Raw genomic sequence first — 14,977 nt, forward strand, 5'->3', positions numbered from 1 at the left:
TGGAGCGTGAGCGCTGTTTGTGACGTGGTGGTGTCGACGCCGCCGCCGATGAGGTTCCAGAGGATGTTGAGCAGCTGTTCGTCGGTGAGGCGTTGGCCGTCGAATTCGAATTGGATGAGGAAGCTGGTCAGGTCGTCTTTTGGTTTGCCCCGTCTGGCCGTCGCGAACTCGATGACCTCTTCCATCATCTTCGGGACTTTGGCGATGGCGTCGAGGTACTCCGGGCTGTCCTGCGGGACGGCCATGACGGAGTGGAAGAGGTTGGCGTAGAGGTGCCAGTTGTCGAGGGGCAGGCCCATCAACTTCATGGTGAGGATGGCCGGGACCGGGCTGGCGTAGTCGAGGACGAGGTCCATCCGCCCGTCTTCGATTTTCTGGTCGAGGAACTCATGCGCCTTGTGTTCCATGAACGGCTTGAGTTTCTGGACGGCGCCGGGGGAGAAGAACGGGGCCAGCGCGTGCCGTAGGGCCTGGTGGTAGGGGCCGTCGACTTCGCCGATGCCCAGGGCCGGCTGGCCGTCGGGGCGCGGGACGCCCATCTCGCCTTGGTAGTCGACGCCATCTTTCGAGTTGGGCTCGTATTTGTGGGCGAAGGTGTCGCCGTCTCTGGCCGTACGGCTGACCGCGTCGTAGCTGCTGAGGTACCAGAAGCCGCCGTAGTTGGTGTTCCAGGCGACCGGGCATTTCTGGCGCAGCTCGGCGTTGATCGCCAGTTCGTTGAGGTTGAACGCGTCGGAGTGATGGTCGAAGTCGACGATGGCGTCTTCGGTGACGTCGGGACGTGTTGCCATCTGGTTGGTCCTCCACCGCGGCCGGGGTGCTTTTTGCACTATCTTTGCATTATTACGCTGGCGTGTCTGTCGAGAAAGGCCGCGATGAGTAGTCACCGGACGACCTTCAACCATGTCGGATTGTGTGTCTCCGACCGCGAGCGGTCGCGGCGGTTCTATGAGAACGTGCTGGGGTTTCAGTTCTGGTGGGAGCTCGATCCGCCGGATGGCCCCACCGCCAAGCTGGTCCAGCTTCCCGAGCCGCTCGGGGTGCACGCGACCTATCTGGTGCGGGACGGGTTTGTGCTCGAACTGATGGACTACTCGAAGCGTCAGGTTCACGCCGGCTCGGAGCGCGTCATGGATCAGATTGGGCTGACGCACATCTCGTTCTCGGTGTCCGATCTTCCCGGCGCGTTGGAACGGGTTGTGGAGTTTGGGGGAGCGGTTGTTGACGAGACCGTGACAGAGGCGATGGCGATGATCCGCGATCCGGACGGGCAGTTGCTGGAGTTGCTTGCGGATGGGTGGCTGTCGGCGGTGCCCTCACGGCCTTGGCGGTGAGCGATTCGTTCAGGTTGTTTCCGGCCCAGCAGCGTTGGTGATCGCGGGTACTCTTAGGCATCTCTGCTTTGGTGCGCGCCGGTAATGAGAAAGCGGCTAGAGCAGCTTCCGCAGCTTCGCCGCTTCTTCGATGTCGTCGCGGAACTGGTCGAGCGTTGCGAGCGTGTACATTCCATCGATCTGCTGATCGACCCACAACTGATGAATCCGGCGCAGGTCTGCCGCGCGACTCTTCCACCCGATGCCGTCGATCACCGCAATCACGAATTGTCGGGGCAGGCGAACGTCAGCCATTTCCACGATCTCGCGTACCGCGTCAGTGAGTTTGCTGCCTGTCGAGTCAAACCCCTTGGCCGCTACCGCGATTGCGGCTGAGTCGGAGTTCGGGATTACCAGGTCACACGGAGCTGTGCGACCGTTGCGGCCCGTGAACGTGGTGCGAGTCTGATAGGGCAAACCGAGGATTTTGGCGACAGCTTCGATCTCATCTTCCACTTTGCGGCCCTGCGCTCCGGCCGCGGTTGCGGCCGCCCTGGTGCCGGCCCGGGCGACAAGCACATCACCGATCCCATACGTAGCGTGCAGCTGCGCCTTGGCCTGCGCCACCAGACCGTACACATCGTCGAGCCAGCTGATCAGTTCCACGGCGTTGTTGCGTGCCAGCAGGACCCACCCGGACGTGTCGAAAGTGTGCTTAAGCGCGTTCTTCAGCTTCTCCTGACCCAGACCGACCAGCAGGCCCAATACCGGCACGTCGTTTGGATGCGCAGCGGCCCATTTTGCGATGGACTTGCGGCTGATCACCGGCAAGGCAGCCAACGACACCGCTGCGGCACGGATCGCATCGGTCTCGACCGTTGACGCCAACGGGTCGATGTGCGCGCTCAGACGGCCAAGCGCGCCGAGGTAGTCAGCGAACGGAATCGGCTCGCTCACCCGTCTGTCCCGACGAACAGGTACTCGGCAACGTCCCGTCGCGTCGCGGCGGCGTGGGTGCCGAAGCTGTACTTGTGGTCGACGGCGATTTTGCGGACTGCCGGCTTCACCTTGCCTAACAGGTCCACGATGCGGTCGGCGTCCGGCAACGCATTCGACGAGTAGGACAACACGATGGCCCCGGCGTCCTCGAAGTGCTCGAAGGTGCGCAGCAGCGCGTCCTCGATCGTCCGCTTATAGGCGAACGGGGTGAAGCGCTTCGCGATCTTCTTGGTCTTCGTCTCCTCCATGATCGTTACGCCGCGCCAGTAGAGGCTGAGCCCTTCGAGGAAGTGGTAGCGCTTCATGTAGTCGGCGTCATCTTTCGGCGGTGCGTAGGGCGGATCGAGGTAGACGAGATCCGCCACCCGGGCGTCGAAGTCGAACACGTCACCGGTCACCGCACGGCTCTTGCCGCCGTTGCTGAACACAACGGCGTTGTACTCGGCGGCGGCCCGTCGGAAGTGGTCACGCAGGGACATCTGAAGATCCCTGCGCCCGTCGGCGTAGCGGGTGCTATCGGTGAAGGTGAACACGCCGCGTGGCTGGCGGCGGGCGGCGGAAAGCACGAGCGCGGAGATCGCGATGTCCCGCTTAAAGCCGGTAAGCAGATCGATGTGTGACCAGGCAGAATCGAGGAATTGCCGGTCCTCCCGCGTGAAGTAGAGCCCGTCGAACTTGGCCTGGACGAAGTCACGGTCATCGGCTGCCGGCCCACATATGCGGTCGACGTCGGCTCGAGTGAGTTTTACCGAGGAGTTGGCCACCGTCGCCCGGGTGATCATGCCAGGGAACGCGAGGAAGTCGTTGCTCGTCACGGAGAAGCCCTGCGCCTTCATCAGGTATGAGACCACCCCGGAACCGGAAAACGCGTCCACGGCGGTCTCGCCGCCGAGCTGGGCAAATAGGCGTTCCAGGTGAGGCAATAGTTGGTACTTCGACCCCATGTAACGCAGACGGGGGAAAGCCTGCGCGCGACCGAGAACGTCGGCGGTTGTTGGCGTCTTCCACGGCGGCATGCTGACACCTTCGCACAGGCCAGGGACGGTGCCCTGTAATGCCTCGGGGAGTGTCCGGTCGAAGCGTGCTACCCCTGTTCGAGGGCTTCGATCGTCAACGTGGCGAGACGGTCCGTTTTGGTCGCATTCTTGAACAAGCTCGCGGTGTATCCGCCGTACTCGGCTTCGCCCTTGTTCTTCATCGTGCGCAGAACCTCGGCCGTCAACCCGGTGGCCCGCGCGAGCATCGGCGCCCAGTCCGCCGTGTGGTCTTCGATCCCGGTCAAGTCCAGCCGGGCGAACACCACATGGGCGATGAGGCGGTTTCCATGGACCGCGTAACCCCTCGTCCGGTTGTCCAACCCACTACGCAGGCGGTCGAGTTCGTGATCGACGGCACGAAGGATCTGGACCGACCGCCAGACGCGCAGATGGGTGGTTTTAGCGTTGAAAAGCTCCTTGTATGGCGATTTGGTGGTGTCGTCCCACAGGCGGCTGACTTCGCGTTTTGCCTGCGTCGCCAGGCTCGCCGACCGGGCACAAGCCAAAGCCACCGCGGCCTCGCCGAACTCGCAGCCCTTGTCCGGATCAGGGCGCGCCTCGCCGCTCCGGATCACGTAGATCAGGTTATCGACGGAGAAGTCATCACGCAGGCGCGCCTGCTCCGGATCGAGGCCGACGAAGTCGCGGCCGCCGATCACGTTCTGCGTGTTGGTCGCGCGGGTGACGCGCTTTCCGAAGTCTTGGGCGGCTGATTCCAGCGAAATGAACCGGACCATCACGCGCACCGAATCCAGCTCGGTCTGCTTGCCCTGCCGCAGTGCACGTGCAAGCGTCCCTACGGTCTGGGCGCCGTTGACGACGCTGACTCCCTTCAGCCCGAATGTGCCCTGTCGACGTTCGGGCCCGCCGGCCGGCGCCTTGTCGATCGACTCGCAGAGCGCGGTGACGCCGTTGTTGAAGTACCAAAAGTTCTCAGGGGTGTCGATGACGGTCTCCAGTACGGAATTGTTGACCTCGGAGTTCGGGAGGACCACGCGGACGTTGCGCGAGAGGAGGAAGTCCCCGTGGTCACGTAGCCAGCCGGCGACCTCGGTCCCGCTCACATGCCCATAGACCGCGTCAGGCGGGCCTTCCAGCCGCCCCCAGTCGGAGAGTTCCACCGTGAGGTCGATCTGGCTGGACCGGGTCTCGTCGACGAGCAGCTTGTAGATATACCCCTGGTTCGCGTAGTTGAATACCGCGACCTCGGTGGGCTCATTGAGCGTGGCTATGTAATCGTCCATGTGACCGCGCACGTTGTCGGCGACCACTGGTGTGCCCATGGACGCGAATATCACTTCGATCCGCAGATCGGTATTTAGCAGGATATCGTCCAGCTCGGGTACGCGGGCGTTCACCTTGTCGTTGAACCGCGACCAGTTCATTGAGACCAGGTCTGCCAAGCCCTTCTGGAATTTGATCATGTCCTCCAGGGAGGCGCCTTTATTACCCGTGTCTGACCACTTCGACTGGACGACGTAGAGGCGGGGAGTCTCTGAGTCTACGTACGCGATGGCGTCGATGCCGTTGTCGTCCGGACCGTCGGTCACCGAGCGGGCCGCGTCCTCATCGCTCAGACCCGCAACCTTGGTTAGGACGAACGCGGCGAGCGCACGGGTGAGTCGCGCCTGCTCGACGTGTTCCTCGCTGTGGGCGCCCAGATCGGAGACGTCAATGTGTGGGTAGGTCGTATCCTTCAGTCGCCGTTTGATCTGTGCCACATGCAAGTCGCCCACAGCCGACCCTCCTTCTTCGTGCCAGCCCCCGAAGTCTATTGGGTTCGGCGGATTGCCGAGATCGACGCCGAGCATGACCGCCGACGTTCGACGCGGTATGTAGCTGACTCAGATGTTCTCACCCACCCGCCCAGGATGTTCGCCCGCGTGACCACCGAGTCGGCCGCGACGCCAGCCTCTCGCCCCGTCGGCACCCGCAGCACATCGCCGGGTCACCCGGGCACGTTCTCGCTACAGTGTTCAACCAATCCCATCAACGTGGTGAGCTTGTAGGTCACGGTGCGCAGACCGATCTCGCGGATCACGATTACGCCGGGCGCGGCAGAAACCCTGCCCCAATCCGAACCCTTCGAAGATGCGCCACCTCCGCTAGCCTGACATTTCTACTAAAAGTCCATTAAGGGCGTCGATGAGTCGAACTGGCGAAACCACGATCGCGGTAACCGTTTTGCGCCCCGTCGGGCGCGGTGTAGATCGCCCGGAACACGTTCTGGTAGGCGGCGATGGTCGGGGGTTCGCCTCCGACAAGGCCTCGGCCGTCGCAGAACTCATCGACGAGCACACCGTCCGGCATATGGGGGAGGCCGGCGGCGAACCGAACGGCATCGCGCTAGACAGCAACGGCCACTTTCTGATCGCCAATTGGGGCTCGGGCGTGCTGCAGGACCTCGACCCGGTCACCGGCGCGATCACGTCGGTACTAACTGGACGACTCGATGGACGTCCACTGCGGTGGCTTAACTTCGTTCTGGTGGATTCCCTTGGGGCCTTGTGGTGTTCGGTGAGCACGACGGCAGACGATCTGATGGACACCATCGCGCGAGGCACCGCCGACGGGTTCCTCTTTCGGATCGCACCGGATCGCCAATCGGCGCAAGTGGTCGCCGACCAGGTGGGCTTCCCGAACTGCATGGCACTGGATCGCGACGAGGAGTATCTCTACGTGGTCTGCACAATTGCCGCCGACGTGGTGCGGTTTCCGATCAAAGGCGAAACGCTGGGGCCCGAAGAACGGTTCGGTCCGCCGCTGGGGGACCGGCGCCCCGAGGAGTACGGCCCCCATGCCGGCCGGTTAATGGCCGACCCCGAGGTCGTCAAAAGATGGGGGATGGCCGACGGGTGCGCGTTCGATGCCGAGGGAAACCTCTGGGTCACACTCGTTCTCGCCAACAGGATCGTGGCGATCAGCCCGGACGGCATGGCGACGGTAGTCCTCGACGATCCCGAGGGCGCGCTATTAAACGGTCCGACCAGCATCGCCTGGGGCGGCCAGGACATGCGCGACATCTACATCGGCTCGATCACGACCCCGTACGTCCTCAAGGGCCGAAGCTCGGTGCCTGGTCTACCGCTAATCCATCAGCGCTAGCTAGCCGACGGCCCGGGCCGCATGAAGTCCGGCAGTGCTTCCTCCGGGTCGTTCGGGATCATCGACTCGCCCAGCCCCCAGAGCTGCCGAATGGTGGCGCCGCCGTCGACGACGAGGGTCTGTCCGGTGATGCGGGCGGCCAGCTCGGAGGACAGGAACAACGCGGCGTTGGCGACGTCATGCGCGCGGGGCGCCGCCAGCGGGTTGATCCCGTTGACGGCATATTCACCAGGCGGCTGGTCCTCATTGCCCGAGCCCACATTGCCGGGCGCGACCGCGTTGGCGCGAATGCCATAGCGCCCCAGTTCATCCGCGAAGGTTTTCACCAGCGAGATGACGCCGGCCTTGGCGGCGCCGTAGGCGGCGTGATAGGTCGCCGAGGCGATGCCGTCGACCGACGCGATCGCCACCAGCGATCCACCACTGCCCTGGGCGATCATGTACCTGGACGCGGCTTGAAAGAGATAGAACACCTGGGTCAGGTTGTAATGGATTGCCGCGTCCCACAATTGGGGGGTGAAGTCCTCGACCTTCGACCACGTCGCACCACCGATGATGTCGACGCACACGTCGATACCGCCCAGCGCCGCCTCGACGTCGTCGATCGCCCGGCCTACCTGCTCGGGGTCGGTCATGTCGGCGACGATCGGGACGGCGTGACCGCCCCTGCCGATGATCTCGCCGGCGATTTGCTCCGCGCGCTCCTCGTCGATGTCGATGCAGGCCACCGAGGCGCCCGCGTCGGCCAGGGCCAACGACGTGAACCAGCCGTGGCCCGCGCGCTCCGCGATGTAGCCCGCACCCGACACCACCGCACGCTTGCCCGAGAGCCCCAAATCGATCACGCCGACCTCCTTCGCGGGCCGAACGCCGTTGATGGCCGACGGCCGTACTGGTGGAGTATCGAGGCGCCCTCGACCGCAGTCAACGACGACGCGCTGCGCCGAGTCACCGCGCAATCAGCACGCCGGCTGGTGTTCCTCGACTCCGGAGCTACTCGCCTGAGACGGTTCCTCGCTAGCCTTGCCCCGGAACGGCCCAACGACCTGCCCGCCCAAGTAGACGACCCCGCGGCCGACGGCCACGAACGCACGGCCCGTCACGCCTCCGACGACCCCAAGCGTGGCCAAGGCGGCGTCGAGCACGCTCGGGATGTGGAAGTCCTCCCAGGTCTCGACCTGGTGCTGGCGGGCGTTCGCGAAACGGTCGAGCTCGTCGCGCAGGGCGGCGCCCTGCTTGGCCAGCTCGCGCACCGCCCAGAATCGGAAGCCGTCGATGGCCGCCGTCTTCCCGAACCGGTCGAGGATATCCTTCGCGCTCCGGTAGATGTCGAGGTCCTCGCGCAGGTGATGGTCGACCAGCTCACGAGCCTCGTCGATCGCCCGCAGCAGCTGCTCGGGCTCCTTCGCCTCGATGCGCGCAAGGTTCAGCCGCTGCCACTTGTGCAGCGCCTCCTCGGCGATCACCAGCAGGCTCAGGGTGTCGCCAAGCCGGTTGTCGTCGATGGCGTTTCGCAGCTTCGCGGCCCGCTGCTGCACGCCCAGGGTGTGATCGAACGACGCCAGGATCCGGCTCACGTGGTTGCGCAGCTGCTCGACGGCGACGTTGAGCGCCGGCCCCAGCGCGGCGACCGAATCCCAGTACGCATCCGGCAGCGACCCGTACTTCTCCAGCGACTCCACCATCCGCGAGACCGTCAGGCTGTTGCCCAGGACGTCGCCCGCGCGCTGCGCCCGCGCGACTTCGAGCACCGCGTCGACCTTGTCCTCCACCCGCCGGACGGCGTCTTCGACCTCGGCGACCGCGGACTTCAACGCGACCTGCACCGCGATCATCTGCGCGGACATCATCGCTTCGGCGCCCAGCATCGCCGGTTGCCACTGCAGCGCGGCCAAAAGGTCCCCGGCGTCGACGCCCGTCGCCAGCCGGAAGAAGCCCTCGCCGAGGGGAACCAGGTTGCCTTCCTTCAGGGCCTCCACGGTGTCGCGGTGCAGCTGCACGTACTTGCCGCCCTCGGCCAGCAGGGCGGCCACCCCGACGAACCCGCTCGCCAGCGAGGCGGTGTCGATCCCGGCGACCCGCATCCCCTGCCCGGCGATGGATCGCAGCCGCGTCAGGTAGGACTCGACGGCGGTGGGGTCGCCACCCAGCAGGAGGGCCTCGTCGTGCAGCGCGACCACGACCTCGTCGGCGTCGGTCCCGGCCGACACGTCGAACATGTCGGTCGTGCTCACGGCACCCCCTGATCCTTTGGCCAAGCAAAGCGGCCAACAGTTAACAGGAATTTGTCGGCTAGCAAATCGGGACGTTACACCCCTGTGTCGGGCCCACCGCTTCCCTTTGCCGTGTGTTTGGCAGGAATTCACCGACGCCGCGAGCTGGCCTGCAGCGACGGCGGCGAGCAAACCCTAGACCGCGCCGGATAACCCGGCCTGCCGGCGTCAAACCACCCGTAATCTTCAGGGGTGCCCGAGCGTAAGACCCCCCGACTGACGGTCGAGGACTGGCTGCAGGCGGGCTACGCGCTGCTCGCCGAGCAAGGGGTGCGCGCGCTGAAGATTGAGCGCCTCTGCCAGCAGGCCGGCGTCACCCGCGGCAGCTTCTATTGGCACTTCGACGACATGGACAGCTACCGGGCCGCGCTGGTCGACTCGTGGAACACGTTCCTGGAAAAGGACCGGCAATCGCTGGCCGAACTCGACGCGCTGCCGCCGCGCGAGCGCCTGTCGGCCATGATGGCGGCGCTGACCAGCCCGGGGCACTGGACCCTGGAACGCGCGATGCGCGAATGGGCCCGCACCGACCCCGCCGCCGCCGCCAACGTCCGCGCGGCCGACCGGCGCCTGCTGCGCGCCGTGACCAAGGCCTACAGCGACTACGGCTTCGGTCCCGAGGACGCCAGGCTGCGCGCCCAGCTGACCTTCGCGGCCGGCATCGGGCTGCTGCACCTGGCTGAGTCGGCCCAGCAGGCGCAAAAGGCCGCCCAGCGGGAACGATTCCTCGAGCTGATGCTCAAGGACTAGACCATCGCGATGGGGGAGATTTTGGCGCCAATCGCCAACCCCCCGGCCAACTCTCGGCTCACGTCGTAGTCGAACACCACATGCCCGGCCGCGATGTCCACGTCGCGCTTGAAGCGCTGCATCGGGTTCGACAGGAACTGCGCGCTGGCGCCGGAGGCCTCCACGAGGTCGGCGATGACGGCCTTGCTCTCGTGCACGGTGTGGGCGGCCGCCAGCCGCGCCTCGGCCCGCACCGCCCGGCTCACCCGTTCGCCGCGGACCACCAGGTCCTCGATGCCGCCGGCGGTCTCGTCGACCAGCGCCCGCAACGCGCGCAGCCGCACCCGCGCGCTCGCCAGCCGGATCTGGGCGGCGGGCTGATCCTTCTGCGCCGCACCGCTGTACGCCAGGATGCGGCCGCCCAACCGCTCGGCGAACAGCTCGGTCACCCGCTCGGCGGCGCCGAGCACCGGCATCGACGCCACCAGCGCCAGCGCGGGCACCATCGGCCACCGATACGTCGGGGCGTCATGGGCCCGCGCGCCCGGCGTCGTCCCGGCGTAGATATCGGCCACCGACACCATGCGGTGTTCCGGGACGAGCACGTCGGTGACGACCACGTCGTGGGAACCGGTGCCGCGCATGCCCGCGGTGTGCCAGGTGTCGACGACCTCGACCCGGTCGGCGGGCAGCAGCACGAGCGCCGGGTCGATCCGGTCCGGCCGCTCGACGAGCGCCCCGACCATCACCCAATCGGCGTCCATCGCGCCGGTAGCCCACGACCACCTGCCCGTCAGGCGCACCCCGTCGTCGGCCGGGGTGCCGCGCCCGGTGGGGGCGAGGGGAGCGGGCGCCAGCACCGGCCCCGCCCCGAACACCTCCTCCTGGGCCCGCATGTCGAACAGCGAGAGCATCCAGTTGTGCAGGGCATAGAAGCCCAGCGTCCACGCGCTGGACGCACACCCGTGCGCCATGCGCCGAATCGGTTGCAGCAGTTCGGGAAACGACGCCTGCATGCCGCCGAACCAGGCCGGCAGCAACAGCCGGAACAGCTCGGTCTCACGGAATTCGTCGACCGTCGCCGCGGGCAGCCGGCGCAGCCGCTCGGCCTCGTCGGCGCGCTCGGCCAGCCGGGCGACGAAGTCGTCAGTGATGCCGTGCAACTGCCGGTCGTCGATCACGGACATGGCGCCGACCGTACCATACCTTTTTGTACGGTCACGACGCGCTTCCGCAGGGGTCACTCCTTCCGCACCTCGCGCGCGTCGTACACCGTGAAGTAACAGAGCAATCGCTCTGTTAACATGGCGGTGTGCCGCGTCCCCGGGTTCACGACCAGGACCAGATCCTGGATGTCGTCGAACGGCTGGCCGTGCAGGCCGGGCCCGCCGCGGTCACGATCAGGGCCGTCAGCGACGCGACCGGCGTGTCCAACGGCGCGCTGTACCACACGTTCGGCTCGCGGGCGGGACTGGTCGGGCGGGCCTGGCTGCGGGCCGGGCACCGATTCCTTTGCGCGCAGGCCGAATTGATCGACGCCGCACCGCAGGGGGACGGCGTGGCCGCGGTGGTGGCCGCGGCCGAGGCGCCGGCGGTATTCGCCGAAGACCATCCGGCGTCGTCGCGGCTGCTGCTGACGGTGCGCCGCGAGGAGCTGCTGGGTCCGGACACGCCGCCCGACCTCGCGGCGCAGCTGCGTGACCTGGACCGGCTGCTGGTGGAATCGATGATCCGGCTGGCCCGCCTGCTGTGGGATCGCAAGGACGCCGCGGCCCTCGACGTCGTCACGATGTGCATCGTCGACCTGCCGACGGCGATCCTCTTGCGCCGCAACCGGATCAACGACCCCCATGCGCGTGAGCGATTGCGCGCCGCGGTCATAGCCGTGCTCGACGCCGGGGAGCCCCGGCACAAAACCACAGAAAAGGACGGCACATGACACCGACACTCAGCTGGGACGACACGATCGCGGTGCTGCACCTCGGCGAGGACGAGAATCGGTTCTCCCCGGAGTTTCTCGGCGCGATCAACGAACAGCTCGACGACATCGAGCAGGCGGGCGCCCACGGGCTAGTCACCACCGCGGGCGGCAAGTTCTACACCAACGGACTGGATCTGGACTGGCTGGGCGCGCACGCCGAGCAGACCCAGGACTACGTCGCGCGGGTGCAGGCGCTGCTGGCCCGCGTCCTCACCTTCCCCATGCCCACCGCCGCCGCGATCACCGGGCACGCCTTCGGCGCCGGCGCCATGCTGGCCATGGCCCACGACGTCCGCGTGATGCGCACCGACCGGGGCTTCTTCTGCTTCCCCGAAGTCGACATCCGCATCCCGTTCACCGACGGCATGGCCGCGCTGATCCAGGCCAAGCTCACGCCACGCGCCGCGGTGGCCTCGATGACGACCGGTCTGCGCTTCGGTGGGGAAGCGGCGGCCGAGCTCGGCATCGTCGACGCGACCGCCGCCGAGGGCGAGGTGACCGCGGCGGCGGCCGGCCTGCTGCGCCCGCTGGGCGCCAAGGACCCCGGCACGCTCGGCGCGATCAAGCAGACCATGTTCCGCGGTGCGGCGCGGGCGCTGACCGACGTCTGAGCGCATGACATTTGCGTTAACGCTCAACCGATTTCGCGCACCGTCTTGAACCAAACGTTGCCGGCGGCCGTCTGCATTGTGTCGCAGTGCCTCAAAGATGTTTGGAGACTTGGTGATCGCAGCAGATTTGATTCGCCCGATTGGTGCCATGGAACGGCTCTTCTACCGCTACAGCGAACGCAATCCGACACACTTCTCGCTCGTCGCCGAGTTCGACCAAGTGCTCACCGCAAACAAGGTGAGATCCGCGCTGGCGTCCGTGCAGCGACGACATCCCTTGTTGTCAGTACACGTTGAGGACCAGCCCGGTACGCGGCTCGGCTTCTACCGCGCCGCCACCGTCGCACCGATCACGTTGACTGTCCGCCGCGCAGAGTCGTGGGAGGCCGCCGTGGCGGACGAGCTAGGCCGACCATTCGACCGCTCGCGCGCACCGTTGATGCGCGCATCGCTGCTGCAGGGGCGGACCAGCAGCGCGCTGGCGCTGACGTTCGACCACAGTGTCGCCGATGGAATTTCCTCGGTGCTGGTGCTCAAGGATGTCATCGCCGCACTCAACGGCGCGGACTTGCCCAATCTGCCGGTGCCGCAGGCCCAGGAGGACCTCGTCGCTCGCACGCTCGGTGAGATCGCGTCGCTGGAGCTGCCCGAGGACCCGAGGATGCGCGAACCCAGCGCGATCCGGCCGTTCGACGGCGCCGTGACCAACGTGCACACGATGGCGATGCCGGAAGTGGATACCGCGCTACTGGCCCAGCGGTGCCGCGAGGAACGCACCACGGTGCACGCGGCGCTTGTGGTGGCGCTGTGCCGGGTGCGCGCCGCCGAGCGTGGCGAAGACTTTGTGCGGGTGCTCAACCCCATCAACTCCCGGGGGCTGATCGGCGTGGGGGGCGACTGCGGGCTCTACATCCAGTCGACCTGGACGGGGCTGTCCCCGTGGGACGGAATGCCGTTCTGGGAGCAGGCGCGTGCGACGACCGCACACCTGGACGTCGCACGGTCCGCCCGGGGGATCCGCGCGGCCTCGCAGGCCGTCGCGCAAGCGATCCCCGTCGACGCCGAAGGAGACCACGCCGAAGCACTGTTCAGCCGCCTCTGCCCATTCGAGATGATCGCCACGAACCTGGGCGTGCAGAACCTCGACGGCGCCGGCCCGCTGCGGCCCACGGCGGTGTGGGGTCCGATCGTTCAAAGCCAGACCGACGGCGAGTACGTCACCGGGATCACGACGTTCGAGGGCAGGCTGAGGATGGTGACCTGCGGCTACAGCGTGCCGGCCACCTTCCTGAAGGGCGTCGCCGACGCACTCGCGGCGGCCGTGCAGGAACGCTGATTGTTACCATCGCGCGGTGACTGACCGCCCCGGCCGGCTGGGACCTGTTTCGCGCCGCGACCTGCTGAGATTCACGCCGGCGCTGCTCGGGGCCGGCGCGCTCGTCAGCGCACCCCGCGCCCATGCCGGCCTGGCCGGGGCGGCGGTCTTCCTCGACCCGGGGCACAACGCCGTCAACGACGCGTCGATCAACCAGCAGGTGCCCAATGGCCGGGGCGGCACCAAGGCCTGCCAGACCTCCGGCACGGCCACCGGCGACGGCTACCCCGAGCACGCGTTCACCTGGGCCGTCGTGACCCTGATCAGCGAGTCGCTCAACCAGATGGGCGTTCGCACTCAACTCTCCCGCGGCGACGACAGCTCCGTCGGCCCGTGCGTGGACCAACGCGCGGCGGCCGCCAACGCGATGCGTCCGGACGCGATCGTGAGCATCCACGCCGACGGCGGACCGCCGTCCGGCAGCGGATTCCACGTGAACTACTCCAGCCCGCCGCTGAACGACGCCCAGGCCGGCCCGGCCGTGCAGCTGGCCACCACCATGCGGGATGCGCTGTCGCAGGCCGGTTTCCAGCCCGCCAATTACGTCGGGTCGGGCGGCCTCTACGGCCGGGACGACCTGGCGGGGCTGAACCTGGCCCAGTACCCGGCCGTCCTCGTCGAACTCGGCAACATGAAGAACGCCGAGGAGGCCGCGCGCATGCAGAGCCCCGATGGCCGGGCGAAGTACGCCGCCGCGGTCACCCAGGGCATCGTCGCCTTCCTGAACGCCAAAGGCGGGTAGGCCGCGTCACGAGTCGCCGTCACCCTGCCGCTTGTTGCACCGGCGACGTGAGCGGTCGCGCCTCGGCTTCATGTGCGCGGCTGGTATGCAGCCACACAAAATCGTGAATACCGGCCAGGTGCAGGAAGACCCGAGACGCCGGCGGCCATGCGCGTGTCACCCCGACCCCGGATATGAGCTCGGGCCGCTCGAGCCGGTAGGTACGGCCCCTCCAGGTCAACGTGCACGTCCCGGCTGCCATCAGGTTCTGGTACCAGTCCGTGTGCGGCCCGTAGCCCAGGGGCACCAGAAAACCGTCGCGGAAGGGGTACGCGCCCAGCGGCGTCTGGTATTCGCGTCCGCTGCGGCGCCCGACATGCGTCAACAGCCCCCACGGCGACCGCTCGGTCCCCGCGATCCCGCGGGTCAAGTTGTTGTAAGCCGTCAAGAACCGCTTGAACGGGCCGTGTCGGACCATGAGGTCCCGGTGCCGCCGAAGGACCCTGGGCAACAGCACCAGCCAGGCCAGGGCCAGGCCGGCGACGGTCAGCACGACGGCAGTGCTTCGGCCGCGGGTCCCCACTCCGATATTCATCAGCGCCTCCTTTGGCGCCAAGCACACCCGAGGCCTGCCGTCGCGCACGAGAGACGAAAGTCACTGCCGCGAAGGTCCGTCGGCATTGGGCCAGTACAGCCAGCCGAGCGGTCGCTCAGCCGGTGAAGCCGCGGACCGGCGACGCGCCGGCGGGGCTGGTGCCCGCGTCGAGGTGGCTGGAGGCGAAGGCGACGCCTTTGTCGATCATGGCGCCGTCGTCGGCGTAGGTGTTGTGGGC

Annotated in this window: 14 protein-coding genes and 2 pseudogenes; 7 read left to right on the plus strand and 9 right to left on the minus strand. The window is 67.0% G+C overall.

Going from position 1 to position 14,977, the window contains the following annotated elements; translation table 11 throughout:
- A pseudogene (locus A9X04_RS20525) lies at positions 1-791 on the minus strand (cytochrome P450); the annotation flags it as partial.
- A gap of 84 nt (positions 792-875) precedes the next feature.
- On the opposite strand from A9X04_RS20525, the gene A9X04_RS20530 reads away from it, so the two are divergent.
- Positions 876-1,334: a VOC family protein gene (locus A9X04_RS20530; protein WP_067924317.1), complete on the plus strand. Its 459-nt coding sequence runs from the start codon at positions 876-878 to the stop codon at positions 1,332-1,334.
- Between the two features lie 96 nt (positions 1,335-1,430).
- On the opposite strand, the gene A9X04_RS20535 is transcribed toward A9X04_RS20530, so the two are convergent.
- The 3 genes from A9X04_RS20535 to A9X04_RS20545 form a co-directional block, all read right to left on the minus strand.
- Complete coding sequence (locus A9X04_RS20535; RefSeq protein ID WP_067924318.1) at positions 1,431-2,270, minus strand: hypothetical protein; 840 nt, start codon at positions 2,268-2,270, stop codon at positions 1,431-1,433.
- On the minus strand, positions 2,267-3,328 hold the full coding sequence (locus tag A9X04_RS20540) for a DNA adenine methylase (protein WP_231985773.1): 1,062 nt from the start codon (positions 3,326-3,328) through the stop codon (positions 2,267-2,269). Before A9X04_RS20540 ends, A9X04_RS20535 begins: the two co-directional genes overlap by 4 nt.
- 68 nt (positions 3,329-3,396) lie before the next feature.
- Positions 3,397-5,160 carry an AIPR family protein gene (locus A9X04_RS20545; RefSeq protein ID WP_082975127.1) on the minus strand — a complete coding sequence of 588 codons (1,764 nt, stop codon included), beginning with the start codon at positions 5,158-5,160 and terminating at the stop codon, positions 3,397-3,399.
- Between the two features lie 334 nt (positions 5,161-5,494).
- On the opposite strand from A9X04_RS20545, the gene A9X04_RS20550 reads away from it, so the two are divergent.
- The gene (locus tag A9X04_RS20550; RefSeq protein ID WP_082975128.1) at positions 5,495-6,454 is read left to right on the plus strand and encodes an SMP-30/gluconolactonase/LRE family protein; all 960 of its coding nucleotides are present in this window, start codon (positions 5,495-5,497) and stop codon (positions 6,452-6,454) included.
- Here A9X04_RS20550 and A9X04_RS20555 read toward each other — a convergent pair.
- Positions 6,451-7,299: an SDR family NAD(P)-dependent oxidoreductase gene (locus A9X04_RS20555; RefSeq protein WP_067924321.1), complete on the minus strand. Its 849-nt coding sequence runs from the start codon at positions 7,297-7,299 to the stop codon at positions 6,451-6,453. The two genes, A9X04_RS20550 and A9X04_RS20555, sit on opposite strands and share 4 nt — an antisense overlap.
- Before the next feature lie 114 nt (positions 7,300-7,413).
- A complete protein-coding gene (locus tag A9X04_RS20560; protein WP_231985774.1) occupies positions 7,414-8,688 on the minus strand; it encodes a hypothetical protein in 1,275 nt (424 codons plus the stop codon).
- 231 nt (positions 8,689-8,919) lie between these two features.
- Between A9X04_RS20560 and A9X04_RS20565 the strand changes: the two genes are divergently transcribed.
- On the plus strand, positions 8,920-9,477 hold the full coding sequence (locus A9X04_RS20565; protein WP_067924322.1) for a TetR/AcrR family transcriptional regulator: 558 nt from the start codon (positions 8,920-8,922) through the stop codon (positions 9,475-9,477).
- Here A9X04_RS20565 and A9X04_RS20570 read toward each other — a convergent pair.
- Positions 9,474-10,643: an acyl-CoA dehydrogenase gene (locus tag A9X04_RS20570; RefSeq protein ID WP_067924325.1), complete on the minus strand. Its 1,170-nt coding sequence runs from the start codon at positions 10,641-10,643 to the stop codon at positions 9,474-9,476. The genes A9X04_RS20565 and A9X04_RS20570 overlap by 4 nt on opposite strands.
- Positions 10,644-10,768: 125 nt before the next feature.
- On the opposite strand from A9X04_RS20570, the gene A9X04_RS20575 reads away from it, so the two are divergent.
- From A9X04_RS20575 to A9X04_RS20590, 4 genes are all read left to right on the plus strand, one after another.
- Positions 10,769-11,395: a TetR/AcrR family transcriptional regulator gene (locus A9X04_RS20575; protein ID WP_067924328.1), complete on the plus strand. Its 627-nt coding sequence runs from the start codon at positions 10,769-10,771 to the stop codon at positions 11,393-11,395.
- Positions 11,392-12,048: an enoyl-CoA hydratase-related protein gene (locus tag A9X04_RS20580; protein ID WP_067924331.1), complete on the plus strand. Its 657-nt coding sequence runs from the start codon at positions 11,392-11,394 to the stop codon at positions 12,046-12,048. Before A9X04_RS20575 ends, A9X04_RS20580 begins: the two co-directional genes overlap by 4 nt.
- 148 nt (positions 12,049-12,196) lie before the next feature.
- Positions 12,197-13,384, plus strand: a complete 1,188-nt coding sequence (locus A9X04_RS20585) for a condensation domain-containing protein (protein ID WP_231985775.1) — start codon at positions 12,197-12,199, stop codon at positions 13,382-13,384.
- A gap of 16 nt (positions 13,385-13,400) precedes the next feature.
- Positions 13,401-14,165 carry an Rv3717 family N-acetylmuramoyl-L-alanine amidase gene (locus tag A9X04_RS20590; protein ID WP_067924336.1) on the plus strand — a complete coding sequence of 255 codons (765 nt, stop codon included), beginning with the start codon at positions 13,401-13,403 and terminating at the stop codon, positions 14,163-14,165.
- Positions 14,166-14,184: 19 nt separating this feature from the next.
- Here A9X04_RS20590 and A9X04_RS20595 read toward each other — a convergent pair whose 3' ends face one another.
- Both A9X04_RS20595 and A9X04_RS20600 read right to left on the minus strand, forming a co-directional pair.
- Positions 14,185-14,739 (minus strand): nitroreductase family deazaflavin-dependent oxidoreductase, encoded by a 555-nt coding sequence (locus tag A9X04_RS20595; RefSeq protein WP_142393419.1) that lies wholly within the window; start codon positions 14,737-14,739, stop codon positions 14,185-14,187.
- A 115-nt stretch (positions 14,740-14,854) separates the two neighbouring features.
- Positions 14,855-14,977: pseudogene (locus tag A9X04_RS20600) on the minus strand (cutinase family protein); the annotation flags it as partial.

Origin of the sequence: Mycobacterium sp. E3247 (assembly GCF_001667785.1) — a bacterium.
Taxonomy (GTDB): Bacteria; Actinomycetota; Actinomycetes; order Mycobacteriales; family Mycobacteriaceae; genus Mycobacterium.